The organism is Pseudomonas sp. SJZ078 (assembly GCF_007828255.1).
In the GTDB taxonomy this organism is placed as follows: Bacteria; Pseudomonadota; Gammaproteobacteria; order Pseudomonadales; family Pseudomonadaceae; genus Aquipseudomonas.
Genome location: NZ_VIUG01000025.1, coordinates 52,891 through 77,862, shown reverse-complemented (window position 1 = coordinate 77,862; position 24,972 = coordinate 52,891). Strand labels below are relative to the sequence as shown.

Genomic DNA, 24,972 nt, shown 5'->3' with positions numbered 1-24,972 from the left:
AGTGCATCCCATGCTGAAGAAGCTGTTCCAGTCACTCCGTTCTCCCTTGCGTCGTACGCAACACATCCGCAGCACGCCTGAAGTGCTCAACAGCGGTCAGCACTCATTGCAGAAGGCCCAGTTCAGCCGTTATGCGGTGAATATCGTCGAACGGCTGCAGAACGCCGGCTACCAGGCTTACCTGGTCGGTGGTTGCGTGCGCGACATGCTGCTCAACATCACTCCCAAGGATTTCGACGTGGCCACCAGCGCTACGCCGGAACAGGTCCGGGCCGAGTTCCGTAACGCGCGGATCATTGGCCGGCGCTTCAAGCTCGTCCACATCCACTTCGGCCGCGAAATCATCGAAGTGGCGACGTTCCGCGCCAACCATCCGCAAAACGATGAAGAAGAGGACAGCAACCAGTCTTCTCGCAACGAGAGCGGGCGCATCCTGCGGGATAACGTCTACGGCACGCTGGAAGAAGACGCGCAACGTCGCGACTTCACCATCAACGCCCTGTATTACGATCCGGTCAGCGAACGTATCCTCGATTACGCCAACGGCGTACACGACATCCGCAATCACCTGATCCGCTTGATCGGCGATCCCAAGCAGCGTTATCAGGAAGACCCGGTACGGATGCTGCGAGCCGTGCGTTTCGCCGCCAAGCTGAACTTCGGCATCGAAAAACACAGCGCCGCGCCAATCCGCGACCTGGCACCGATGCTGCGGGAAATCCCTTCGGCGCGGCTGTTCGAGGAAGTGCTCAAGCTGTTCCTGTCGGGCAACGCGGCGGACACCTTCGAAATGCTGGTGGACCTGCAACTGTTCGATCCGCTGTTCCCGGCCAGTGCCGAGGCGCTGGAGCATAACCCGACCTACACCCACACCCTGATCAGTGAAGCGCTGATCAACACGGACCTGCGCATCAAGCAGAACAAGCCGGTGACCCCGGCCTTCCTGTTTGCCGCCCTGCTCTGGCCGGCCCTGCCAGCCCGGGTACTGCGCCTCCAGGACCGCGGCATGCCGCCGATCCCGGCCATGCAGGAAGCCGCCCACGAGTTGATCGCCGAACAGTGCCAGCGCATCGCGATTCCGAAGCGCTTCACGATGCCGATCCGCGAGATCTGGGATATGCAGGAACGCCTGCCCCGTCGCAGCGGCAAGCGCGCCGACCTGCTGCTGGACAACCCGCGTTTCCGCGCCGGCTACGACTTCCTGCTGCTGCGTGAAAGCGCCGGAGAGCAGACCGATGGCCTGGGTGAATGGTGGACCGACTACCAGGATGCCAATGACAGCGAGCGCCGCGAAATGATTCGCGAGCTCAGCGGCAAGGAAGACGGCGCCAGTGGCCCACGCAAGCGTCGTCGCAGCAGCGGCGCCAAGCGTAAGCGTGCCGGTGTACCGAGCGCGTCGGGCGAGTAAGCGATGGAACGCATCTACATCGGCATGGGTAGCAACCTGGCTGAACCCGCGGCACAACTGCGCAACGCTCTGCAGGCGCTGGCAAACCTGCCTGACAGCCGATTCGTCGACGTCTCGGCGTTCTATCAAAGCGATTCACTGCTGCCCGGCCAACCGCGCTACACCAATGCAGTGGCGGCGCTGGATAGTCAGCTGGCGCCACTGGACCTGCTCGATGCGCTGCAAGCCATCGAAACCGGCCAGGGCCGCGAACGCTTGGAACGCTGGGGCCCGCGCACCCTGGACCTGGATATTCTGCTATACGGCGATCGGCTGATCGACGAGCCTCGGCTCAAGGTTCCTCATTACCACATGCACGCCCGGGCTTTCGTGCTGTACCCACTGGCGGAACTGGCCCCTGCCGACCTGCGCCTGGCCGACGGGCGCCTGCTTCAGGACCTGCTGGCCGCCTGTCCATTCGTCGGCCTGGAACGCGTGCCCTCCACCTGACGAAGACCATCCCCTGTGGGAGCGAGCCTGCTCGCGATAGCGGTGGCCAATCAATGTAGATGTTGACTGACACACCGCTATCGCGAGCAGGCTCGCTCCCACAGGGATCCGGTACGAGGCAGTCAGATCCGATACGCTCCCCACGGCTGAAACGCATCAGTAACCTCGGTAACACCCGCCGGTAACACATCCAATTGACTTCCCCGGTGCTCCTCACGACTATAGGCGTCCCGTTGCCGCCAACGCGGCATTGAAGGGCGCAATCCAGGCCTTATAAGCACCACGCATAGAAGGTGCGCCTGTATATATGACGAATCATGCGCGTTACTCGCAGTAGTTCACGAGCGCCTAATGAGGACTTTTTCATGCCAGCTATTACCCTGACCACGCTGCAAGGTCTCAAGCAGAAAGGCGAAAAGATCGCCATGCTGACCTGCTATGACGCAACCTTCGCTCACGCCTGCAACGAGGCCGGTGTCGAAGTGTTGCTGGTGGGCGATTCCCTCGGCATGGTGTTGCAAGGCCATGACAGCACGCTGCCGGCGACCACTGCTGAGATGGCCTACCACGTAGCCTGCGTCAAACGCGGTAACACCGATGCGCTGATCCTCGCCGACCTACCGTTCATGGCCTACGCCACCCTCGAACAGGCCATGACCAACAGCGCCGTGCTGATGCAGGCCGGTGCCCACATGGTAAAAGTCGAAGGTGCGTTGTGGCTGGCCGAGTCGATCCACTTGTTGGCCGAGCGTGGCATCCCGGTGTGCGCACACCTGGGCCTGACACCCCAGGCGGTCAACGTGCTCGGCGGCTACAAGGTCCAGGGCCGCAATGAAAACCAGGCGCGGCAGATGCGCGCCGATGCCATCGCGCTGGAGCAGGCCGGGGCGGCGATGCTGTTGCTCGAATGCGTGCCCAGCGAACTGGCCGAAGAAATCACCCAGGCGGTGAAGATTCCGGTCATCGGGATTGGCGCCGGCAATGCCACCGATGGTCAGGTACTGGTACTGCACGACATGCTCGGGCTATCGCTCACGGGGCGCGCGCCGAAGTTCGTGAAGAACTTCATGACCGGACAACCCAGCATCCAGGCCGCCCTGAGCGCCTACGTGGCTGAAGTCAAAGCGGCCAGCTTTCCTGGCGCCGAACACGGATTCTCCGCATGAACACCGTCAAGACCGTACGTGAACTGCGGGCCGCCGTGGCCCGCGCCCGCAGCGAAGGCAAACGCATCGCCTTCGTGCCGACCATGGGCAACCTGCACAGCGGCCACGTGGCACTGGTCACCAAAGCGGCGCAACGAGCCGACTTCGTGGTGACGAGTATTTTCGTCAACCCGCTGCAGTTCGGCGCCGGCGAAGACCTGGACAAGTATCCGCGCACCCTCGCGGCGGACCAGGAAAAACTGCTCCAGGCCGGCTGCCATCTGCTGTTCGCCCCGTCCGTCGAGGAAATGTACCCCGATGGCATGGCCGGGCAAACCCGGGTCAGTGTGCCGCAATTGTCCGAAGGCCTGTGCGGCGCGAGCCGGCCCGGGCATTTCGAGGGCGTGGCGACGGTGGTCAGCAAGTTGTTCAATATGGTCCAGCCCGACCTGGCGGTGTTCGGCCAGAAAGACTTCCAGCAACTGGCGGTGATCCGCGCGCTGGTCCACGACCTGAACATGCCGATCCAGATCATTGGCGAACCGACCGTCCGTGCCGAAGACGGCCTGGCGCTGTCGTCGCGCAACGGTTTCCTCAGCCCTGAACAACGCGCCGTGGCACCGCAGGTCTACCGCAGCCTCAGCAGCATTGCCGAGGCGATCCGACAAGGACAGCGGGACTTCCCGGCCCTGATTGCCGAGCAGCTCAAGCAACTCGAAGCCGCCGGTATGCGCCCCGATTACCTGGAGATTCGCCACGCCCGGACCTTGCGCCCGGCCATGCCTGAAGACCGCGACCTGGTGATCCTGGTCGCCGCGTTCCTCGGCTCCACGCGGCTGATCGACAATCTGCACCTTGACCTCGACGCCCCCGCCTGAACACCATGATTCCCTGTGGGAGCGGGCTTGCTCGCGAAGGCGGTGTGTCAGTAACCATTGATGTTTCTGGCACATCGCCTTCGCGAGCAAGCCCGCTCCCACGGAGGGCGGAGGCGTTATTGCCGCCCTGGCAGCCTTCGGGCAAACTGCCCGCCGTTCGGACCCGACCAGAGGAGAAACCCATGCACGCCATCATGCTCAAGGCCAAGCTGCACCGCGCCGAAGTCACTCACGCCGTGCTCGACTACGAAGGCTCCTGTGCCATTGATGGTGAGTGGCTGGACCTGTCGGGGATCCGTGAATACGAGCAGATCCAGATCTACAACGTCGACAACGGCGAGCGCTTCACCACCTATGCCATCCGCGGCGAAGAAGGTTCGCGGATGATCTCGGTCAACGGTGCCGCGGCCCACAAGGCCAAGGTGGGTGACCGCGTCATCATTTGCGCTTACGCCCACTACAGCGAAGCCGAGCTGGTCAATTTCAAGCCCCGCATGCTGTACATGGCGCCGGGCAACGAACTGAGCCACACCAGCAATGCCATTCCGGTGCAGGTCGCCTGATCTGTGCCATGCCCTTGTGGGAGCGGGCTTGCTCGCGAAGGCGTCGGCACATTAAACATTGATGTGACGGATACCCCCGCCTTCGCGAGCAAGCCCGCTCCCACAGTGAGTAATTCTTGTCCAAAAGAATGCTTCGCCCTCCCGTCTGTCGGCCCCTTCCCAGCCCCGTTGTATAAAAAAGTACCGGGAACCGGTCTGACAAAGCCAAGACAGATCGCAACGCGAGGTTTACTGTAGTCGCCCTGCGCCCGCAGATCGTGTCGACGCAGGTGTCCGGACGCCCTCTACGGGCCATGCCGGAATTTTTAGTGTACAAAAGGTCGTTCAAGTAAAAGGAAACCCGCAGCGATGGCGTACTACCGAAACCCTCATGATGTGACCGCCCTGCCCGCCTGGCAGGCGCTGAATGACCACCGCAAGGCCATGCAGGATTTCAGCATGCGCGAAGCGTTCAATGCCGATCCGCAGCGTTTCAACCAATTCACCCTGTCGAGCTGCGGCCTGTTTCTCGATTATTCAAAGAACCTGATCACCGCCCAGACCCGCGACCTGCTGGTGGGCCTGGCCAATGAAGTCGACCTCAAGGGCGCGATCAAGGCGCTGTTCGAAGGCGAAATCATCAACGCCTCGGAAAACCGCCCGGCCCTGCACACTGCCCTGCGTCGGCCAGTGGGCGACCGGTTGCTGGTAAACGGCGTCAACGTGATGCCGGATGTGCACAAGGTGCTGAACCAGATCACCGACCTGGTGGGCCGAATCCACGACGGTCTGTGGCGCGGCTACACCGAGAAGCCGATCACCGACGTGGTGAACATCGGTATCGGTGGCTCGTTCCTCGGCCCGGAACTGGTGTCCGAAGCCCTGTTGTCCTACGCGCAAAAAGGCGTTCGCTGCCACTACCTGGCGAACATCGACGGCAGCGAGTTCCACGAGCTGACCATGAAGCTGCGCGCCGAGACCACGTTGTTCATCGTCTCGTCGAAATCCTTCAACACCCTCGAAACCCTGAAGAACGCCCAGGCCGCCCGCGCCTGGTACCTCGCCCAGGGCGGCTCCGAAGCGGAACTGTATCGCCACTTCATCGCCGTATCGAGCAACAACGCGGCGGCCGTGGCCTTCGGCATCCGCGAAGAAAACATCTTCCCGATGTGGGACTGGGTCGGCGGGCGCTACTCGCTGTGGTCGGCCATCGGCCTGCCAATCGCCCTCGCCATCGGCATGTCGAACTTCAAGGAACTGCTGTCCGGTGCCTATTCCATGGACCAGCATTTCCAGAGCGCGCCGTTCGAACAGAACATGCCGGTGCTGCTGGCCCTGCTGGGCGTGTGGTACGGCAATTTCTGGGGCGCGCAAAGCCACGCGATCCTGCCGTACGACCATTACCTGCGCAACATCACCAAGCACTTGCAGCAACTGGACATGGAGTCCAACGGCAAGAGCGTGCGCCAGGACGGCACACCGGTGTCCACTGACACCGGTCCGGTGATCTGGGGCGGCGTCGGCTGCAACGGCCAGCACGCCTATCATCAGTTGCTGCACCAGGGCACCCAATTGATCCCGGCCGACTTCATCGTGCCGGTCGTCAGCTTCAACCCGGTTTCCGATCATCACCAGTGGCTGTACGCCAACTGCCTGTCACAAAGCCAGGCCCTGATGCTCGGCAAGACCCGCGCCGAGGCCGAAGCCGAGCTACGGGACAAGGGCGCCAGCGAAGCGGACGTGCAGAAACTCGCCTCTCACAAGGTCATCCCGGGCAACCGCCCGAGCAACACCCTGGTGGTTGAACGCATCAGCCCACGGCGTCTTGGCGCATTGGTGGCGCTGTACGAACATAAAGTGTTCGTACAAAGCGTGGTCTGGGGCATCAACGCTTTCGACCAGTGGGGCGTGGAACTGGGCAAGGAGCTGGGCAAGGGTGTCTACAACCGTCTGGTGGGCAGCGAAGAAAGCGCCGCCGAAGACGCGTCGACCCAGGGCCTGATCAACTACTTCCGTGGACGTCATCGCGGCTGATCAAACGCACACAGACCTGTGGGAGCGGGCTTGCTCGCGAAGACGGAGTGTCAGTCAACATCCATGTTGCTGACCCGACGCCTTCGCGAGCAAGCCCGCTCCCACATTGGCTCCATGTACAACTTGAACTCGATATTCACTGGGCGCATCTTTATGACTTGTCGCAAAAACAAGAATAAGGAACCGTCATGTTCGATATCAGCCAGTACCCCCAAGCCGATGCCGTCCGCCGGGCTGCGCAACTGAGTCAGGACGAATACCAGCGCCTCTACAAAGAATCCATAGAACACCCCAGCACCTTCTGGGCGGAACAGGCCACCCGGTTTCTCGATTGGATGACGCCCTGGCAAACGGTCCAGCGCTATGACCTCAAGAACGGCGACGCCACCTGGTTCGCGGGCGGCAAACTGAACGTCAGCGCCAATTGCATCGACCGCCATCTCGAAAAACGCGGCGACCAGACGGCAATCATCTGGGAAGGCGACGACCCCGCCGAATCGGCGCAAATCACCTATAGAAAACTCCACCACCATGTGTGCCGCCTGGCCAACGTGCTGAAAAGCCGTGGCGTGAAGAAAGGTGACCGGGTGTGCATCTACATGCCGATGATTCCTGAAGCGGCCTACGCCATGCTCGCCTGCACCCGTATTGGCGCGGTGCATTCGGTGGTGTTCGGCGGGTTTTCGCCGGACTCGCTGCGTGACCGAATCCTCGATGCCGACTGCCGCACCGTGATCACCGCCGACGAAGGCGTGCGCGGCGGGCGCTTTGTCCCGCTCAAGCGTAACGTCGACAAAGCCCTGGAAAGCTGTCCGAACGTCAGCACGGTCCTGGTGGTCGAGCGTACCCAGGCCGAAGTGAGCTGGGTCGAAGGCCGCGACCTCTGGTACCACCAGGCCATGCACGACGCCAGCGATGACTGCCCGCCTGAACCGATGGACGCCGAAGATCCGCTGTTCATCCTCTACACCTCCGGCAGCACCGGCAAACCCAAAGGCGTGCTGCACACCACCGGCGGCTATCTACTGCAGGCGGCCATGACGTTCAAGTACGTGCTGGACTATCGCGACAACGAAGTGTTCTGGTGCACCGCCGATGTCGGCTGGGTCACCGGCCACAGCTACATCGTCTACGGCCCGTTGGCCAATGGCGCTACCACGCTGATTTTCGAAGGCGTCCCCAGCCATCCCGACAGCTCGCGGTTCTGGCGGGTGATCGACAAGCACCAGGTCAACATCTTCTATACCGCCCCCACCGCCCTGCGCGCATTGATGCGCGAAGGGGCCGGGCCATTGCAGGCCACCTCGCGCAAAAGCCTGCGCTTGCTCGGCAGCGTCGGTGAGCCGATCAACCCGGAAGCCTGGGAATGGTATTTCAACGCAGTGGGCGAGCAGCGCTGCCCGATTGTCGATACCTGGTGGCAGACCGAAACCGGCGGCATCATGCTCAGCCCGCTGGTGAGTGCCCCGCGACTCAAGCCGGGCTGCGCCACCCGCCCGATGTTCGGCGTGCAACCGGTCCTGCTGGATGAAACGGGCAAGGAAATCAATGGCCCCGGCAGCGGCGTATTGGCAATCAAATCCAGCTGGCCGGGACAGATCCGCAGTGTCTATGGCGATCATCAACGCATGGTCGACACTTACTTCAAGCCCTACCCCGGCTATTACTTCACCGGCGACGGCGCCCGCCGTGACGAGGACGGCGATTACTGGATCACCGGGCGCATCGATGACGTGATCAACGTCTCCGGTCACCGCATCGGCACCGCCGAGGTGGAAAGCGCCCTGGTGTTGCACGACAGCATCGCTGAAGCTGCGGTGGTCGGTTATCCCCATGACCTCAAGGGCCAGGGCATCTATGCGTTTGTCACGCCGATGAACGGGGTGGAGGCCAACGATGAATTGAAGAAAGAATTGCTGGCTCATGTCAGCAAGGAAATCGGCAGCTTCGCCAAGCCGGAACTGATCCAGTGGGCCCCGGCGCTGCCCAAGACCCGCTCGGGCAAGATCATGCGGCGCATCCTGCGCAAGATCGCCTGCAACGAACTCGACAGCCTCGGCGACACTTCGACCCTGGCCGATCCAAGCGTGGTGGAGGGGCTGATCGACAAGCGCCTGAATCGCTAAACAACCACCGTACTGATCGTTCCCACGCTCTGCGTGGGAATGCAGCCAGGGAGGCTCCGCGTCCCCAAAAGCCGAACGCGGAGCGTCCGTTGCGGCGTTCCCACGCCGAGCGTGGGAACGATCCCTCCCGAAGCTGCTAAACTCCCGCGCCTCATTTCCTTAAGGCGCGCTTGGCATGTCTTCCTTGAATCAGGCGCTGCGCGCCGCCCTCGACCAGCGTCAAGACCTGCTCAGCCAATTGCACCAGCAAGGCACCGATTGCTATCGCCTGTTCCATGGCAGCCAGGAAGGCGCACCCGGCCTGACCGTCGACCGCTACGGCCCGCAGTTGCTGGTGCAGAGCTTTCATCAGTCGCTGGAACGCGATGCCTTGTTGCAACTGCACGGCATCGTCAACGAAACCTTGGGCCTCGACACTCTGCTGGTCTACAACGACCGTGCCCGGGGCAACTCGCGGATCGATCGCCAGGACACGGTCTATCAGGCCGAAGAAGCTGCTCTGCAAGACTTGGTCGGCCATGAATGGGGCCTGAACTATCGAGTGCGTGGACGCCATGCCGGGCAGGATCCGCTACTGTTTCTCGACTTGCGCAATGCCCGGGGCTGGGTCAAGGCGCACAGCCTCGGCAAAAGCGTGCTGAACCTGTTCGCCTATACCTGCGGCGTTGGTCTGAGTGCCGCGGCCGGGGGCGCGCGGGAGGTGTGTAACCTGGACTTTGCCGAAGGCAACCTGGCGGTGGGTCGCGAGAACGGCCTGCTCAACCCCGCGTTACTGCCCATGGAGTTCGTACAGTCGGACTACTTCCCGGCGATCCGCCAGCTGGCAGGCTTGCCCATCAGCCAACGGCGCGGACAGAAACTCCCTAATTATGTCCGCCTGGAACAACGCCAGTACGACCTGGTACTGCTCGACCCGCCGGCCTGGGCCAAGAGTGCCTTCGGCACCGTGGACCTGCTGCGGGACTACCAGAGCCTGCTCAAGCCGGCACTGCTCGCCACCGCCGATAATGGCGTGCTGATCTGTTGCAACAACCTGGCGAAGGTGTCCATGGACGACTGGCGCGAACAGGTCCTGCGCTGTGCAGACAAGACCGGCCGGCCGGTGCGCGAATGGAGCGTGCTGACGCCCGGTGAGGACTTTCCTTCCATGGACCGTAATCCCCCGCTCAAGACACTGATCCTGCAGTTCTGAGCCAATCTCAGGACTCCTACGGAAAAAACGGACAATTCTCATAAATACCAGTGGCTTCGGAACCGTAAACGCATGCCATACTCCAAGGCACTCCGATTCCACCAGATGAAGCCACACATGCCCAAAGGATTGCTGCGCGCCCTCGGCGCCCTGTTCACCGCACTGGCCCTCTACAGCCTGCTGGGTTTCCTGATACTGCCAGGCATCGCCCTGCGAATCGCCAATCAGCAACTGGCCAATCATGCGACAGTGCCGGCTCAGATCCAGCGCATCGAACTCAATCCTTTCAGCCTTGAAGTTACCGTCTGGGGCCTGAATATCGGTGAGCCGGGCAAGGAGCAGCTGGGCTTCGAAAGGCTGTACGCCAACCTGCAGATCGACAGTCTGTGGTCCGGCGCGCTGCACCTGGCCGACATCGAGCTGGACAAGCCCAGGACCGAGGTGGTGTTCGCCAAGGACGGCCAGTTGAACCTCCTGAGCCTGTTCAAGTTACCACCCAGCGAGCCGACCCCAGCCGATCCCGAGGCCAAGCCGTTTCCCCTGCGGGTCGACCGGATCAAGCTGGCCACCGGTTATATCCATTTCCAGGACCTTCGCCCCAGCGAACCCATTGAATTCCTGTACGACACCCTGGATTTCGAGCTGAAGAACCTCAGCACCCTGCCCGACGACAGTGCCGATATGACCCTGGTGGCTGCCGGCCCCGAAGGTGGGAAGATCGACTGGACCGGTCATTTCAGCCTTTCGCCGATCGCGTCCGAGGGCAAACTCAAGGTCACCGATGGCCAGATGAAATTCTGGTGGCCGTACGTCCGCGATGCGGTACCGCTGGTGCTGGAGAACGGCATCCTCAACCTGAGCACCGATTACAAGCTCAACCTGGCCAAGGGCACCGAGCTGCTGCTCAACAACGTGGCCGTCAGTGTCGCGCCTTTCGCCATCAAGGCCCCCGATGGTCGTCCCCTGGCAAGACTCGAACGCCTGGAGGTCAGCGAAACCACGGTGGACCTGGCGAAACAACAGGTGGTCGTAGGCAAGATCCGCAGCCAGAAGCTCGAAACCTGGGCGGCACGCGAGGCCGATGGCCAACTGGACTGGCAGAAACTCTTCGCCAGCCAGCCGACCAAACCGCAGGTCAAGGTCGAGCCGGCATCCGCCCCGGCAGCGGCCGATTCCCCCAAACCCGAACCAAAGGCACCCGGCAAGCCGTGGCAGGTGCTGTTGAAGGATGTGCAACTGCGCGATTACCGGGTACATCTGGCCGACCGCCAGGCGCAACCTGCCGTGGCACTGGACGTCGGCCCGCTGAACCTCGACCTGCAGAACTACGATACCCTCAACGGCTCGCCTTTTACCCTCAAGCTGGATACCGGGGTGGGTAAACAGGGCAAGCTCCTGGCAGACGGCGAAGTCAACCTGAACCCGATTACCGCCAGGCTCAAGGTCAAGACCCAGGATATCGATCTGCGGGTCGCCCAGGCCTATATCACCCCGTTCATTCGCCTGGAGCTACGCTCAGGGATGCTCGGTAGCGATCTGGCGGTCGACCTCAAGGGCACCGCGCCGCTGGCCTTCGCGGTCACCGGTCGCGCCCAGGTCGACCAACTGCATACCCTCGATACCCTCAAGACCCGTGACTTCGTCAAATGGCAGAGCCTGGTGCTCGAAGGCCTCAACTATCAGCATGGCGACAGCCTGTCCATCGACAAAGTCAGCCTGTTCCAGCCTTATGCCCGCTTCATGATCAACGACGATCGCACCACCAACGTCGATGACTTGCTGGTCCCGCAGCCGCCGGACAGCGGCACGAAGAACGCTTCAGCGAAACCGGCCTCCCAGGAGAAACCTCTGGGTATCCACGTCGGCGCGATTGCCATCAACGACGGTTCGGCCAACTTCGCCGACTTCAGCCTGACGCCGAATTTCGCCACCGCCATCCAGCAGCTCAACGGTCAGATCGGCACCATCGACAGCCGCCAGGCCAAACCGGCCAGCGTGGACGTCAAGGGCAAGGTCGACCGCTATGCGCCGGTAACGATCAAGGGCGCACTCAACCCTTTCAACCCGATGGAAAGCCTCGATATCGCCACCAGCTTCAAGCGGGTCGAGCTGACGACGCTGACGCCCTATTCCGGTAAATTCGCCGGTTATCGCATCCGCAAGGGTCGGCTCAATCTCGACCTGCATTACCGGATCACCAAGGGTCAGCTCCAGGCCGAAAACAAGGTGGTGGTCGAGCAACTGCAACTGGGGGAAAAGGTCGACAGCCCGGACGCCGTGAGCCTGCCGTTGAAATTGGCCGTCGCGCTGCTGAAGGATTCCGAGGGCAGGATCTCCATCGAACTGCCGGTGTCCGGCAACCTCAACGACCCGCAGTTCAGCGTGATGCCGATTGTCTGGCAGACCCTGCGCAACCTGGTGGTGCGAGCGGCCCAGGCGCCGTTCAAACTTATCGGCGGACTGGTAGCCGGCGGTGGCTCGGAAGACCTGGGCAGTGTCGCCTTCGCACCAGGCTCCAGCGACCTGAGCCCGGAGAACGAAGGCGTACTGCTCAAGCTTTCCGAGGCACTGGCCAAGCGTCCGGAATTGCGCCTGGAAATCGAAGGCACCGCCGCCGAAAGCAGCGACGGGCCGCTGCTTGCCGGCCAGCGCCTGGAACGCGAATACCAGTACAACTATTACAAGATGCTGCAACGCCGAGGCGACAAGGTTCCAGCCAAGGCTGCGCTGCTGCAGGTACCGGAAGATGAAAAGGCCCCGTTGCTGGAAGGCATCTACCGAACCCGTCTCAAGACCCAGCCACCAGCCGAATGGGCCCAACTGGATAAAAAGGCCCGCATCGAGAAACTGCGTGAAGGCGTCATCAAGTTCTGGAGCGGCAGCGACGTATTGCTCCGCGAGCTGGGCCAGGAACGGGCCAGCAGCATCAAGGACTTCCTGGTGGACAAGGGTCAGTTGGCCGATGACCGTGTCTATTTCATCGACGCCAGCCTCGGCCAGGCCGAAAGCGACGGGCGCGTGATCACTCCTCTGCATCTGGATGCCGAATAGGATGAAGCGTCTCTACTGGCTCGGCCTGGGCTTACTGCTCATCACCCCTTACGCATCGGCTGCCGACACATTGCGTTGCGGCAGCCAGTTGATCAGCGTTGGCGATCGCTCCAGTGAAGTGCTGCAAAAGTGCGGGCAACCGGTTGCGCGGGACGATCTGGGCTACAAACGCAGTGTCAATCGCCGGGAGGAATACCCGGTGGAAGAATGGACATACGGTCCCAACAGCGGCATGTACCAGTTCCTGCGCTTCGAGGGTAATCGGCTGGTGCAGATCACCAGTCGGCGTGGGCATTGAGGCTGGCAATGACACCACTATCGCGAGCAGGCTCGCTCCCACAGGGGATCGGTGCCGAGCGTACTTTTTTGGAACAACCCAGTACCAATGTGGGAGCGAGCCTGCTCGCGATGGCGGTAGACGGGCCAACACAAGTGTCGGCTGACTTACATCCAAAATAGAACAGGCCCCCGGCAAAATGCCGAGGGCCTGTGGCGGCCACGTCCCTGTGGCCTTTCGCATGAACTCCAAAGCAACGGCAAACGTATGACACAGCCCGTTTGCCGCGCCCTCTCCCAGTCCAGGCGAGAAGTCTTGGCCTTATTCGGCCTTCAAGCCATCAGCCGATACGGCCTTGACGCCTTTGATTTTCTTGGCAATCGCGATGGCAGAGTCTTTCTGAGTTTTGGTTAAGGCAACGGTCGAAGACAGGGATACAACACCTTTGTTGGTTTCAACCTTGATGTCGGAGCCTGGAATACCTTTTTCGGTAACCAGATCGGCCTTGACCTTGGTGGTGATCCAGGTGTCCTTGGTTTCTTCCTTGGCTTTAGTCACTTCACCAGCAGCCAACATCATCGGAGCCTGGGTCGCTTGAGCAGTCTCGGCAAATGCATTAGCCATGGTCAAGGTCAGCGCGGCAGCAGTAGCGGCAGTGATAGCGAACTTCTTCATACGAGTTACTCCTGTTTTTCTCAGAAACTGCCGGAGGTAACTCCCGGCAGGGTTATCAGGAGTAGTGCGAAGGGTGTGCCAGTTTTGACGAACAAAATAACTTCTTATAAATCAACTGGTTAAGCGAAGCGCTGATTTACTGGATCATGCAAAATGCATGAGCGACTGATTCCGTACATGCAAGTTGCGGTTTTTTCCGCTTCTTAAACAACTGAATTAACGAGCTTTTTTCACTGGCAAGAGAACGTAAAAAACCCCGCAGTCAAAGCGGGGTTCTTCGCAAGGCCATGCCCTCAACCACCGGCAGCGGCACCGGTGCATCCAGCCGGCAGGTATTCCTGGGCCGCCGTCGAAGCACAGGTCCAGACACCTGCTGCCGAGCGGGACATTGTAATGGTCTTGCCAAGTACCGGAGAGGGCGCATTCAACAAGGCGCACGATATCGTGCCCGTACCGTCCGAAGCGGTACCTGAAGCACTCATCGTGCAATTACTGGTGGGCGTTGTACCGCCAATGTTGGCTAACGTAGGGTTGGTCCCCTGATTCATGACGTCTTCGAACGGCACTTTTAATGCGGATACTTCCGCCAACCCTGCCGTTGCCTTTGCCCGCGCCTGGTACTTGGAATATTGCGGCAACGCAAACGTCGCCAGAATGCCGATGATCGCCACGACGATCAGCAGCTCGATCAAGGTAAAACCATTCTGCTTGCTCATAGACCTCTCCATTTGCATGAGGCGAAATCTCATGGTTGAGAGGGTATTGCACGGCACATGCCAACCCTTGCGACCCTGCTCGCAAAGGGTTCCAGGCGACGAAATGGCAACGTCCTACCCCAACAACCGCACTATCTGACGTTTTTTGTCACCCAGCCCCGCTGGTTTGGCGTCGATGCTTGACTAGGCTATAAGTCATGAACTGTCAGCAGTCGGTATTTCCATGAATGACATCGCCCTCAGCGGCCTGACCAAGCAACTGGTGCTGGCCGAGCTGATCACCGAGCAGAGCGCGCAGCAGGCGCAGCAACAAGCCCAACGCAACCGCATGCCCCTGGTCAGCTACCTGGTGCAGAACAAACTGGTCCAGAGTCGCCAGGTTGCGGAAATCGCTTCGGAGCATTTCGGCGTTGCACTGCTGGACCTCAACAGCCTGGACAAGGAAAGCCAGCCCACCGGGCTTGTCAGTGAAAAACTGGTCCGGCAACACCATGCCCTGCCGCTGTGGCGGCGCGGCAACAAGCTGTTCGTGGGGATCTCCGATCCTACCAACCACCAGGCCATCAACGACATCCAGTTCAGTACCGGCCTGACCACCGAAGCCATCCTGGTGGAAGACGACAAACTCAGCGACGCCATCGAGAAATTTTTCGAATCCAGCACTACGGGCCTGGAAGGCATGGGTGATGTTGATCTCGATGGCCTGGACATCGAATCGGATGACGATCGCAAGCAGGACGCCATCACCGGCCAGGACGCCGACGACGCGCCGGTGGTGCGGTTCGTCAACAAGATGCTGCTGGACGCGATCAAGGGCGGCTCTTCCGACCTGCACTTCGAACCCTATGAAAAATCCTACCGGGTGCGGGTGCGCACCGACGGCATGTTGCGGGAAGTGGCCAGGCCGCCGACCCAACTGGCCAGCCGCATCGCCGCGCGCCTGAAAGTCATGGCCAGCCTGGATATTTCCGAGCGACGCAAGCCGCAGGACGGCCGGCTGAAAATGCGCCTGTCGAAAAGCAAGTCCATCGACTTCCGGGTCAATACCCTGCCCACGCTCTGGGGCGAAAAAGTGGTGATCCGGATCCTCGACCCGTCCAGTGCGCAAATGGGTATCGATGCCCTGGGCTACGAACCGGATCAGAAGGAGCTCTACCTCGCAGCCCTCAAGCAACCCCAAGGGCTGATCCTGGTCACCGGGCCGACCGGCTCGGGCAAGACTGTCTCGCTCTACACCGGCTTGAATATCCTAAATACCGTGGACATCAACATTTCCACCGCCGAAGACCCGGTGGAAATCAACATGGAAGGCATCAACCAGGTCAACGTGAACCCACGCCAGGGGCTGGATTTTGCCCAGGCCCTGCGCTCCTTCCTGCGCCAGGATCCGGACGTGATCATGGTGGGTGAGATCCGCGACCTGGAAACGGCCGAAATCGCCATCAAGGCCGCCCAGACCGGGCACATGGTGCTCTCTACCCTGCACACCAACAGCGCCGCCGAAACCCTGATCCGCTTGCAGAACATGGGCATTCCCGGCTTTAACATCGCCACGGCGGTCCACCTGATCATCGCCCAGCGCCTGGCGCGAAAACTGTGCAACCAATGCAAGAAAGCCACGGAGATTCCCGAAGAAACCCTGCTCAAGGAAGGTTTCCCCAAGGAACGCATCGGCTCATTCACGATCTATGAGCCGGTCGGTTGCGAACAGTGCAACAACGGCTACAAGGGGCGCGTGGGGGTTTACGAAGTAGTGAAAAATACGCCCGAGCTGCAACGGTTGATCATGGCCGAGGGAAATTCCCTGGAAATCGACCTGCAAATGCGCAAGAACGGTTTCAATGACCTGCGCACTTCGGGGCTGCTCAAAGTGATGCAAGGCGTGACCAGCCTAGAAGAAATCAACCGGGTCACCAAGGACTGAACATGGCGGTCAAGGCAGTAAAAACCGATACCTACACCTGGGAAGGCAAAGACCGCAAAGGCACCAGGATGTCCGGAGAGCTGACCGGCCAGAGCCCGGCCCTGGTCAAGGCGCAATTGCGCAAACAAGGCATCAACCCGGAAAAGGTACGCAAGAAATCCACTTCGATATTCAGCAAGGGCAAACGCATCAAGCCACTGGATATCGCCCTCTTCACCCGCCAGATGGCGACGATGCTCAAGGCCGGTGTCCCGCTGCTGCAAGCCTTCGACATCATTGGCGAAGGTTTCGACAATGCCAACATGCGCAAGCTGGTGGACGAGGTGAAACAGGAGGTCGCCGCCGGCAACAGTTTCGCCGCGTCGTTGCGCAAGTGCCCGCAATACTTCGATGAGTTGTATTGCAACCTGGTGGACGCCGGTGAACAGGCCGGCGCCCTGGACACCCTGCTGGACCGGGTCGCGACCTACAAGGAAAAGAGCGAGGCCCTCAAGGCCAAGATCAAGAAAGCCATGACCTATCCGGCAGCTGTTGTGGTCGTCGCGGCAGTGGTCACCGGCATTCTGCTGGTCAAGGTGGTGCCGCAATTCGAATCGGTGTTCGCCGGGTTCGGCGCGAAACTGCCTGCGTTCACCGTGATGGTCATCGGCCTGTCGGAGTTCATGCAAGACTCATGGTGGCTGCTGCTGGGCGGGGCGGTGGGCGCGTTTTTTGGCGTGAGGTATGCGCTCAGGCGCTCCCAGGGCTTTCGTGACTGGCGCGATAAATGGCTGCTCAAGCTGCCGCTGGTGGGCGCCCTGATGTACAAATCCGCAGTAGCCCGCTACGCCCGGACACTGTCCACCACCTTCGCCGCCGGCGTGCCACTGGTAGAGGCGTTGGACTCGGTCTCCGGCGCCACCGGCAACGTGGTGTTCAAACGTGCGGTCCAGCGCATCCGGCAGGATGTCTCGACCGGCATGCAGTTGAATTTTTCCATGCGCGCCTCAGGCATATTCCCGAACCTGGCGATTCAGATGACCGCCATCGGCGAGGAATCCGGGGCGCTGGACGACATGCTCGACAAGGTGGCAAGTTTCTATGAGGCCGAGGTCGACAACCTGGTGGACAACCTCACCAGCCTGATGGAACCGTTCATCATGGTGGTCCTGGGGGTGGTCGTCGGCGGTCTGGTGGTTGCCATGTACCTGCCCATCTTTCAACTCGGCTCTGCGATCTGACATGCCCCTGAGCGAATTTTTCGTGCTTTATCCCATGGCCTTCGTGCTGACAGCGCTTTTGCTCGGGCTGATCGTCGGCAGCTTCCTCAATGTCCTGGTGTGGCGCCTGCCCAAGATGCTCACCCGGGAATGGCGGCTGCAGGCCCACGATCTGCTGGGCCTGCCTGCCGAAACACCCGGCCCGGTCTACAATCTGATGCTGCCCCACTCCCAATGCCCCCACTGCGGCCACCGTATCCGGGCCTGGGAAAATATCCCGTTGTTCAGCTACCTCGCATTGCATGGCCGCTGTTCCAGTTGCACCACCCCCATTGGGCGCCGCTACCCTCTTACCGAGCTGGCCTGCGGTGCACTGTCGGCGTTCGTCGCCTGGCATTTCGGCTTCGGTTGGCAAGCCGCGCTGGTGATGGTCTTGAGCTGGGGCCTGCTGGGCATGAGCCTGATCGATGCCGAGCATCAATTGCTGCCCGATACACTGGTGCTGCCGTTATTGTGGCTGGGGCTGATCGTCAACAGCTTCGGGCTGTTCGTCTCGCTGAACCAGGCGATGTGGGGCGCGGTGGCCGGCTACCTGGCATTGTGGTCGGTGTTCTGGATCTTCAAGTTGATCACCGGCAAGGAAGGCATGGGCTATGGCGACTTCAAGCTGCTGGCGATGCTCGGGGCCTGGGGTGGCTGGCAGATCCTGCCGCTGACCTTGCTGCTGTCGTCGCTGGTGGGCGCCGTGGTCGGGGTCATCGTGCTGCGCATGCGCAATGCCCCGGCTTCGACACAGATCCCCTTCGGGCCCTATTTGGCCATTGCTGGCTGGATTGCCTTGCTCTGGGGTGGTCAAATAACCGACTTCTATTGGCACTCTGTCGGTTTCTAACGATTTCCTTATGAACAATCCCGTGGAAAAACCCTGGATTCTCGGCCTGACCGGCGGCATCGGCAGCGGCAAAAGCGCCGCGGCCCAGCATTTCATCGACCTGGGCGTGCATGTGATCGACGCCGATCATGCGGCGCGCTGGGTGGTCGAACCGGGACGTCCGGCGCTGGCGAAAATTGCCGAACACTTCGGCCCGGGCGTGCTTCAGGCCGACGGCACACTGGACCGCGCAGCCCTGCGCAAGCTGATTTTCGAGAACGCCGATGAGCGCCGCTGGCTCGAGGCGCTGCTGCATCCGTTGATCGCCGACGAAATTGCCCATCACCTGGCCCAGGCCCGGTCAACATACGCAATCCTGGTGTCACCTCTGTTGATCGAGTCAGGGCAGTACGCGATGACCCAACGCATCCTGGTGATCGACGCGCCTGAACAACTTCAGATTGAACGGACCTTGCAACGCGACCGGATCAGCGAGCAACAGGTTCAGGCGATCCTCCAGGCACAATCCAGCCGTCAGGATCGCCTGGCCCATGCCGACGACGTGGTGGTCAACGACCGCGACCTCGCCTGGCTGCACAGCGAGGTCGAACGCTTGCATCATTTTTACCTTACATTACGTGGAGGCCAAACATGAGCCAGATCCCAACCGTTGATTGCCCGACCTGCGGCGCCCCTGTCGAATGGACTCCGGAGAGCAAGTTCCGGCCATTCTGTTCCGATCGCTGCAAACTCATCGACCTCGGTGCCTGGGCGTCGGAAGAACACAAGATCCCCGTCAGCCCCGATGCCGAGGACGAGCTGTTCAGCGAAGACTTCAACCCCCGCTCACACCACTAAGGCCGCATGAAACCGTAGTCCTGTTTATCGTCGAGATTTTCCGCCAGGAAGTTCAACTCATCGGCCAGGTCCTCGGCGCTGCGCACTGTCTTGCTCTGCTGCACGATCGCACTGAGCAAGGCTCGCAGACTCAGGCCTGGATCAAAACCGATTTCCATGGCGGCATCGTGGCTACGCCTGATCTCTTGTCTGGCCCATTCATAAACACTCATCGCTGTGCTCCTGGAAGTTTTCCAGAGCATGAGCGGAACCAGCCTGCAAGACCTTGATATGCATCAAGATTTATCGTCATCCTTCCAGGGTGCCGACAGATAGCGCGTGCGGTTGAAAGTCTCCAGCCATTCAGGGCTGAACACCACCAGTGCACTGATCACCATGCCGTTGATGAACGCTTCGGGAAAAATGATCAACCAGAGGTAGCCGATGAAATCGCTCAGCCAGTAAGGCATGGCGAACACCCCGTCGTACCACAACAGCCCCAGCCCCAGCAGCAGGCACAGCAATGCCGACAGCGCCGCGGCGAGGAACCCCGAGCAGAATATATACACGAACAGATTACGCGGCTGGGCACGCTCCACGAGGATCGCACAGCATTCGGTAACCAGCACCGGCAGCAGGACCAATAGCACCCCATTGACGCCCAGCGCCACCATGTCCTGGCGCCCCAGCAGCACCAGTGCAAGCTGGGCGATGAGGCCGCCAAGCATCGCCAGCGGCCAGTCCAGCAGCAGTGTCACAGCGGTCATGCCGATGAAGTGATAGGACACACCGGTGTCGAAATCCCGGCGCACCAGCCACAGCATGAACAGCGCCAGCACCGTGCCGAACAGCAGGTGCTGGCGACGGCTGTCGGTAAACAGCTCCACCCACGGCGCCCGCCACGCCGCCCAGGCCAGCACCGGCACATAAATCAGCCAGCCGACCACGAGGGTCTGTGGTGAGAGCAGTTCGGCTCCGATCATGGGATTACACCTTACCAACAGCCGCCCAGACTCTGTGGCGAAGGGATTTATCCTCGTTGGGCTGCAGTGCAGCCCCAAGAATCAGCGACCGCGATATATCAGACAGGCCAGGCGCGGCCACTATGGGCGTGCTGCGCACGCCAACGGGGATAAACCCCCTCGCCACAAGGGTTTGTGCAAAGCTTTTTTTCTTTGATTGGGTGACAGAGTCTACACCCCAACCAAGCTCCATTAATCAACGCAACGCTTCCAGCTTGTCGCAATTGAACGCTAAGCTTGAGCTCATGGATGATTCCGATTACTTACGCCTGCTGACCATCGCGGCCGAGCAAGCCAACGCGTTTCTCTCCAATGCCCGCAAATGGGAGCGTGAGCGTTGGGTCTGCCAGCGACTGCTGCAAGGGCTGAACGTGCCCTACCGCGCCGACGAATTCGCCCCCGCCGGGGAGCCACCGGACGTGTTGTTCCGTGATGCCAACTTCGAGGTGTTCTTCGTCCTCGACGAGGGCCGGCGGCTCAATGATGAATGGCGTGACGAACTGCAACGCCGCCGCAGTGCATTCTCCCTGAGCCAACTGGTGCGCCGTGAAGCCAAGCCCAGGCGGATTCCGGCCAATGAATTCCTGCTGAGGCTGGCGCCGACCCTGCGCAAGAAAGCCCACAACTACACCGAACGCGGCATGGACCTGGGAGAGCTGGATATCATTGCCTTCGCCAGCCTGAAGCGCGAAGTGCTGGACCTCAACAGCCACTTCCCGCCGCCTACCGAATACTTGCGCCAGGGCTGGCGCTCGCTGTCGCTGGTGGGGCCGACCTTCGCCCGGGTGCTGTTCGCCCATCCCGATGCCCCGGACTTCCTGCGGGGCAACCTGGGGCGCAGCATCGTGTTCGATGTGGGGATCAGCCTGTGAATCGTCACCGCGTCCGACACCTGGCGGCTATGCTGTTCGCAGCCGCAGGCAATCCCCTGTAACGTACACACACTTCGCAACGTCTACCTGACGAGGCCTTTATGACCAGCCGCCTGAACCCTGACGACCAGAAGCATGTCGAAGAGTACCTGCAATTGTCCCAGCACCGAGTCGAGCGCCGGCCTTTCCGGCCGTGGATGCTCCTGGTGGTGGTGCTGGCCGTGACGATCGGCCTGGGCCTGTTGAGCCGACTGATCAGTTACCTGACGCTATGAGCTGCCTGCTATCGAGGGATACGACACTGGCGCTCGCGAGGGTAACGGCACCGATTTCCTTTAGCCTTGCGAGATATCCCCATGACTCATCGTATTGTCATCGTTGGCGGCGGCGCCGGCGGCCTGGAGTTGGCTACCCGTCTGGGTAAGACTCTGGGCAAGCGTGGCACGGCCAGTGTGATGCTGGTCGACGCGAACCTGACCCATATCTGGAAACCCCTGCTGCACGAAGTGGCGGCCGGCTCCCTGAACTCCTCCGAAGACGAACTCAACTACGTCGCCCAGGCGAAATGGAACCACTTCGAGTTCCAGCTCGGGCGCATGAGCGGCCTGGACCGCGAACGCAAAAGTATCCAGCTGGCTGCCACCTACGACGAAGCCGGCGTGGAACTGTTGCCGGCCCGCGTGCTGGGCTACGACACCCTGGTCATTGCCGTCGGCAGCACCACCAACGACTTCGGCACCGAGGGCGCGGCGCAGCATTGCCTGTTCCTCGATACCCGCAAACAGGCCGAGCGCTTCCACCAGCAACTGCTCAATCATTACCTGCGCGCCCACGCCGGCCAGGACGATGCCGTGGAGCGGATCAGCGTTGCCATCGTCGGTGCCGGTGCCACCGGCGTCGAACTGGCGGCCGAGCTGCATAACGCCGCCCATGAGCTGGCGGCCTATGGGCTGGACCGGATCAAGCCGGAAAACATGCACATCACCCTGATCGAAGCCGGGCCACGGGTGCTACCGGCCTTGCCGGAGCGTATCGGCGGGCCTGTGCACAAGACCCTGGAAAAACTCGGGGTCAATGTCATGACCAACGCCGCGGTCGGCCAGGTGACGGCCGACAGTCTGATCACCGTCGATGGCAAGGTGATCGATGCCAGCCTGAAAGTCTGGGCCGCCGGGATTCGCGCTCCGGACTTCCTCAAGGATATCGACGGGCTTGAAACCAACCGGATCAACCAGCTGCACGTATTGCCAACCCTGCAGACCACCCGCGACGAAAACATCTTCGCCTTCGGCGACTGCGCCGCCTGCCCGCAACCAGACAGCGACCGCAACGTACCGCCCCGCGCCCAGGCGGCGCACCAGCAGGCATCGCTGCTGGCCAAGTCCTTGAAGCTGCGGATCGAAGGCAAGGCGTTGCCGCATTACAAGTACACCGACTATGGCTCGCTGATCTCGCTGTCGAAGTTTTCTGCGGTGGGCAACCTGATGGGCAATCTCACCGGCAGCGTGATGCTCGAAGGCTGGCTGGCGCGAATGTTCTACGTATCGCTGTACCGCATGCACCAGATGGCGCTGTATGGGATGTTCCGTACGGCCATGTTGATGCTGGGCAGCAAGATCGGGCGCGGGACCGAGCCGCGGCTCAAGTTGCACTGAACCTGACACACCGCTATCGCGAGCAGGCTCGCTCCCACAGCGATCGCATTCCCCTGTGGATACTCAGTCCACAGGGGGAGCGAACCTGCTCGCGAAGACGGCAGTGCCATCAGCGCGGGTCTACAACCCCGCACTCAAACCTGAAACCGCTGCACCATCGTACGCAACGAGTTTGCCAGTTGCGACAGTTCATGGCTGGACGCACTGGTCTGGTCTGCGCCAGTGGCCGAGCGCACCGACAGATCACGGATGCTCACCAGGTTGCGATCAACCTCGCGGGCCACCTGGGCCTGCTCTTCGGCCGCGCTGGCGATCACCAGGTTGCGCTCGTGGATTTCACTGACCGACGCGGTGATGGTCTGCAACGCCTCCCCCGCCCGCTCGGCCATCGCCAGGGTGCTTGCGGCGCGCGTCGAGCTGGCCTGCATGGAATCCAGGGCCTGGGTGGCACCGTTGCGCATGCCCTGGACCATCTGTTCGATTTCCTGGGTCGATTGCTGCGTGCGATAAGCCAGCGCTCGCACCTCATCAGCCACCACTGCAAACCCTCGACCGCTTTCGCCGGCCCGGGCCGCTTCAATGGCCGCGTTGAGAGCCAGCAAATTGGTTTGCTCGGCAATGGCCCGGATCACGTCCAGGACCTTACCAATATCCTGCGACTGGTTGGCCAGGGACTGCACCAGCCCACCCGTCACCTGCACGTCGCTGGCGAGGGCGCCAATCGCCTCAACTGTGTCGCTGACCCGTTGTTGCCCAAGGGATGCCGACTCGCTGGACTGACGCGTGGCGTCGGAGGTGGAGACCGCGTTACGCGCCACTTCCTCCACGGCAGTGGTCATTTCGGTAACGGCCGTGGCGGCCTGTTCAATTTCGTTGTTCTGCTGCTGCAGGCTCTGGGTGCTGTCGAGGGTGACGGCGTTCAGCTCATCGGCTGCCGTTGCCAGCTGCGCCGCCGAACCGCTGATGCTCTGCAATGTATCGCGCAGGTTTTTCTGCATGGTCGCCAGGGCCTTGAGCAAACGGCTCACTTCGTCGTTACCATGGGTTTCGATTGGCCGGGTCAGGTCACCGTCAGCCACGCTTTCTGCGGCGCCCAGCGCCTCACCCAGGGGCTTGACGATACTGCGTGTCAGCAACATCGCCAGGGCCACCGTAGCCAGGGCGGCCAGCACGATGAAAAGACTGACGATCATGCGGGATTTGGCGTAGTGTTCCTGGGACTTCTGGCTCTCGATGGACACCTGTTTGGAAAACAGTTCTGCCAGATCGTTGAGCTGCTTGCCGGAGCCGTCCACGACGGTTTTCATATCCACCAGCAGCAGTTTGATCAACTCGTCGCGGCGCCCCTGTTCCGCGAGGATGAAGGATTGCGCGATACCCGCGCGGTAGGCAGCAAAAGTCTGCTTGAACTGATCGTAAAGCGCTTTGCCTTCAGGGGTCACGACAAGTTTTTCGTAACTGGCGATTTTTTCGCTCAGTTCCTTGTCACGGACGTCCATTTGCCCACGGTAGACCGAGGTGTTCTTAGGATCCTGGTCCAAGGCCATGCGCAGGGAAATGGTGCGAATGCGCAGCATCCATTCACGAATCTCGTCACCGCCACGAATGCTCGGTAGCCACTGGGTTTCCACCGCGACCTCACTGTCGCGAATGCTCGACATCTGCCCCAGCGCAAACATCCCGAGCAGTGCCACCAGCACGGCGATCAGGGCAAAACCCAGCGCCGCGCGAGGGGCGATATTCAGTTGACGAAGAAACATAACGGGCGCCCTTTCTTGTTATTGGCCTGAGATGGGGCCACGCCCCTGTCGGTGGGTTATCGGCAGGTTGTACGACAACTTAAGACTTACATCCGCTTTTCGCGCAGGCAAAAAAAATCCCCGTATCTTTCGATACGAGGACTCTTAATATGGTCGGGGTAAGGGGATTCGAACTCCTGACATCCTGCTCCCAAAGCAGGCGCGCTACCGGACTGCGCTATACCCCGGTAATAAAAAGGCGACCTTTTCAAGTCGCCTTCCTCGATCAGCGCTTTTGGCCTCTGATCTTAAGATTCGAT

The 24,972-nt window shown here is 60.9% G+C and carries 23 protein-coding genes, 1 tRNA gene and 1 pseudogene; 18 read left to right on the top strand and 7 right to left on the bottom strand.

All coding sequences use genetic code 11. The annotated features are described in order from the left end of the window. Nucleotides 1-10 precede the first annotated feature (10 nt). The 10 genes from FBY02_RS20275 (at nucleotide 11) to FBY02_RS20230 (ending at nucleotide 13,163) form a co-directional block, all read left to right on the top strand. Entirely contained in the window at nucleotides 11-1,408 is a 1,398-nt protein-coding gene (locus FBY02_RS20275) for a polynucleotide adenylyltransferase PcnB (protein WP_139649759.1), read from the top strand. 3 nt (nucleotides 1,409-1,411) lie between these two features. After that, the gene (gene folK, locus FBY02_RS20270) at nucleotides 1,412-1,897 is read left to right on the top strand and encodes a 2-amino-4-hydroxy-6-hydroxymethyldihydropteridine diphosphokinase (RefSeq protein ID WP_144929976.1); all 486 of its coding nucleotides are present in this window, start codon (nucleotides 1,412-1,414) and stop codon (nucleotides 1,895-1,897) included. A 365-nt stretch (nucleotides 1,898-2,262) separates the two neighbouring features. After that, nucleotides 2,263-3,063 carry a 3-methyl-2-oxobutanoate hydroxymethyltransferase gene (panB, locus tag FBY02_RS20265; protein ID WP_144929975.1) on the top strand — a complete coding sequence of 267 codons (801 nt, stop codon included), beginning with the start codon at nucleotides 2,263-2,265 and terminating at the stop codon, nucleotides 3,061-3,063. Further along, on the top strand, nucleotides 3,060-3,920 hold the full coding sequence (panC, locus tag FBY02_RS20260) for a pantoate--beta-alanine ligase (protein ID WP_144929974.1): 861 nt from the start codon (nucleotides 3,060-3,062) through the stop codon (nucleotides 3,918-3,920). The genes panB and panC overlap by 4 nt, the downstream gene beginning before the upstream one ends. A gap of 182 nt (nucleotides 3,921-4,102) precedes the next feature. Continuing rightward, nucleotides 4,103-4,483, top strand: coding sequence for an aspartate 1-decarboxylase (gene panD / locus FBY02_RS20255; protein WP_007963888.1), 381 nt, complete (start codon nucleotides 4,103-4,105; stop codon nucleotides 4,481-4,483). A gap of 348 nt (nucleotides 4,484-4,831) precedes the next feature. Next, nucleotides 4,832-6,496: a glucose-6-phosphate isomerase gene (pgi, locus tag FBY02_RS20250; protein WP_144929973.1), complete on the top strand. Its 1,665-nt coding sequence runs from the start codon at nucleotides 4,832-4,834 to the stop codon at nucleotides 6,494-6,496. Between the two features lie 188 nt (nucleotides 6,497-6,684). Then, nucleotides 6,685-8,622, top strand: coding sequence for an acetate--CoA ligase (gene acs / locus FBY02_RS20245; RefSeq protein WP_144929972.1), 1,938 nt, complete (start codon nucleotides 6,685-6,687; stop codon nucleotides 8,620-8,622). A gap of 175 nt (nucleotides 8,623-8,797) precedes the next feature. Then, nucleotides 8,798-9,814, top strand: a complete 1,017-nt coding sequence (locus FBY02_RS20240; protein ID WP_144929971.1) for a class I SAM-dependent rRNA methyltransferase — start codon at nucleotides 8,798-8,800, stop codon at nucleotides 9,812-9,814. A gap of 117 nt (nucleotides 9,815-9,931) precedes the next feature. After that, the gene (locus tag FBY02_RS20235; protein WP_144929970.1) at nucleotides 9,932-12,865 is read left to right on the top strand and encodes a DUF748 domain-containing protein; all 2,934 of its coding nucleotides are present in this window, start codon (nucleotides 9,932-9,934) and stop codon (nucleotides 12,863-12,865) included. A gap of 1 nt (nucleotide 12,866) precedes the next feature. Beyond that, nucleotides 12,867-13,163, top strand: coding sequence for a DUF2845 domain-containing protein (locus FBY02_RS20230; RefSeq protein ID WP_144929969.1), 297 nt, complete (start codon nucleotides 12,867-12,869; stop codon nucleotides 13,161-13,163). A gap of 300 nt (nucleotides 13,164-13,463) precedes the next feature. On the opposite strand, the gene FBY02_RS20225 is transcribed toward FBY02_RS20230, so the two are convergent. After that, complete coding sequence (locus FBY02_RS20225; RefSeq protein ID WP_144929968.1) at nucleotides 13,464-13,817, bottom strand: BON domain-containing protein; 354 nt, start codon at nucleotides 13,815-13,817, stop codon at nucleotides 13,464-13,466. Nucleotides 13,818-14,110: 293 nt separating this feature from the next. Further along, the gene (locus FBY02_RS20220; RefSeq protein WP_144929967.1) at nucleotides 14,111-14,533 is read right to left on the bottom strand and encodes a pilin; all 423 of its coding nucleotides are present in this window, start codon (nucleotides 14,531-14,533) and stop codon (nucleotides 14,111-14,113) included. 223 nt (nucleotides 14,534-14,756) lie between these two features. On the opposite strand from FBY02_RS20220, the gene pilB reads away from it, so the two are divergent. The 5 genes from pilB to yacG are packed head-to-tail and all read left to right on the top strand — an operon-like array spanning nucleotide 14,757 to nucleotide 19,385. Further along, entirely contained in the window at nucleotides 14,757-16,457 is a 1,701-nt protein-coding gene (pilB, locus tag FBY02_RS20215) for a type IV-A pilus assembly ATPase PilB (protein ID WP_144929966.1), read from the top strand. A 2-nt stretch (nucleotides 16,458-16,459) separates the two neighbouring features. Next, nucleotides 16,460-17,677, top strand: a complete 1,218-nt coding sequence (locus FBY02_RS20210; RefSeq protein ID WP_144929965.1) for a type II secretion system F family protein — start codon at nucleotides 16,460-16,462, stop codon at nucleotides 17,675-17,677. 1 nt (nucleotide 17,678) lies between these two features. Next, nucleotides 17,679-18,548 (top strand): A24 family peptidase, encoded by an 870-nt coding sequence (locus FBY02_RS20205; protein ID WP_144929964.1) that lies wholly within the window; start codon nucleotides 17,679-17,681, stop codon nucleotides 18,546-18,548. 10 nt (nucleotides 18,549-18,558) lie between these two features. Next, entirely contained in the window at nucleotides 18,559-19,182 is a 624-nt protein-coding gene (coaE, locus tag FBY02_RS20200) for a dephospho-CoA kinase (RefSeq protein ID WP_144929963.1), read from the top strand. Continuing rightward, nucleotides 19,179-19,385, top strand: coding sequence for a DNA gyrase inhibitor YacG (gene yacG, locus FBY02_RS20195; RefSeq protein WP_047698308.1), 207 nt, complete (start codon nucleotides 19,179-19,181; stop codon nucleotides 19,383-19,385). Before coaE ends, yacG begins: the two co-directional genes overlap by 4 nt. Here yacG and FBY02_RS20190 read toward each other — a convergent pair. Next, the gene (locus tag FBY02_RS20190; protein ID WP_144929962.1) at nucleotides 19,382-19,597 is read right to left on the bottom strand and encodes a hypothetical protein; all 216 of its coding nucleotides are present in this window, start codon (nucleotides 19,595-19,597) and stop codon (nucleotides 19,382-19,384) included. The two genes, yacG and FBY02_RS20190, sit on opposite strands and share 4 nt — an antisense overlap. Nucleotides 19,598-19,660: 63 nt before the next feature. Beyond that, entirely contained in the window at nucleotides 19,661-20,347 is a 687-nt protein-coding gene (locus FBY02_RS20185; RefSeq protein WP_144929961.1) for an energy-coupling factor ABC transporter permease, read from the bottom strand. A gap of 284 nt (nucleotides 20,348-20,631) precedes the next feature. Between FBY02_RS20185 and FBY02_RS20180 the strand changes: the two genes are divergently transcribed. The 3 genes from FBY02_RS20180 (at nucleotide 20,632) to FBY02_RS20170 (ending at nucleotide 22,913) form a co-directional block, all read left to right on the top strand. Next, on the top strand, nucleotides 20,632-21,258 hold the full coding sequence (locus tag FBY02_RS20180) for a DUF1780 domain-containing protein (protein WP_003185538.1): 627 nt from the start codon (nucleotides 20,632-20,634) through the stop codon (nucleotides 21,256-21,258). A gap of 101 nt (nucleotides 21,259-21,359) precedes the next feature. Beyond that, nucleotides 21,360-21,533, top strand: a complete 174-nt coding sequence (locus FBY02_RS20175) for a DUF3094 domain-containing protein (RefSeq protein ID WP_003185543.1) — start codon at nucleotides 21,360-21,362, stop codon at nucleotides 21,531-21,533. A gap of 81 nt (nucleotides 21,534-21,614) precedes the next feature. Next, nucleotides 21,615-22,913 (top strand): NAD(P)/FAD-dependent oxidoreductase, encoded by a 1,299-nt coding sequence (locus FBY02_RS20170; protein ID WP_144929960.1) that lies wholly within the window; start codon nucleotides 21,615-21,617, stop codon nucleotides 22,911-22,913. 134 nt (nucleotides 22,914-23,047) lie between these two features. Here FBY02_RS20170 and FBY02_RS28840 read toward each other — a convergent pair whose 3' ends face one another. The 3 genes and pseudogenes from FBY02_RS28840 to FBY02_RS20160 form a co-directional block, all read right to left on the bottom strand. After that, the gene (locus tag FBY02_RS28840) at nucleotides 23,048-23,911 is read right to left on the bottom strand and encodes a methyl-accepting chemotaxis protein (protein ID WP_371921432.1); all 864 of its coding nucleotides are present in this window, start codon (nucleotides 23,909-23,911) and stop codon (nucleotides 23,048-23,050) included. Continuing rightward, nucleotides 23,903-24,673 (bottom strand): annotated as a pseudogene (locus FBY02_RS28835) (MCP four helix bundle domain-containing protein); the annotation flags it as partial. The pseudogene FBY02_RS28835 and the gene FBY02_RS28840, both read right to left, overlap by 9 nt. Before the next feature lie 150 nt (nucleotides 24,674-24,823). Continuing rightward, nucleotides 24,824-24,900, bottom strand: a tRNA-Pro gene (locus FBY02_RS20160). Nucleotides 24,901-24,972: the final 72 nt, after the last annotated feature.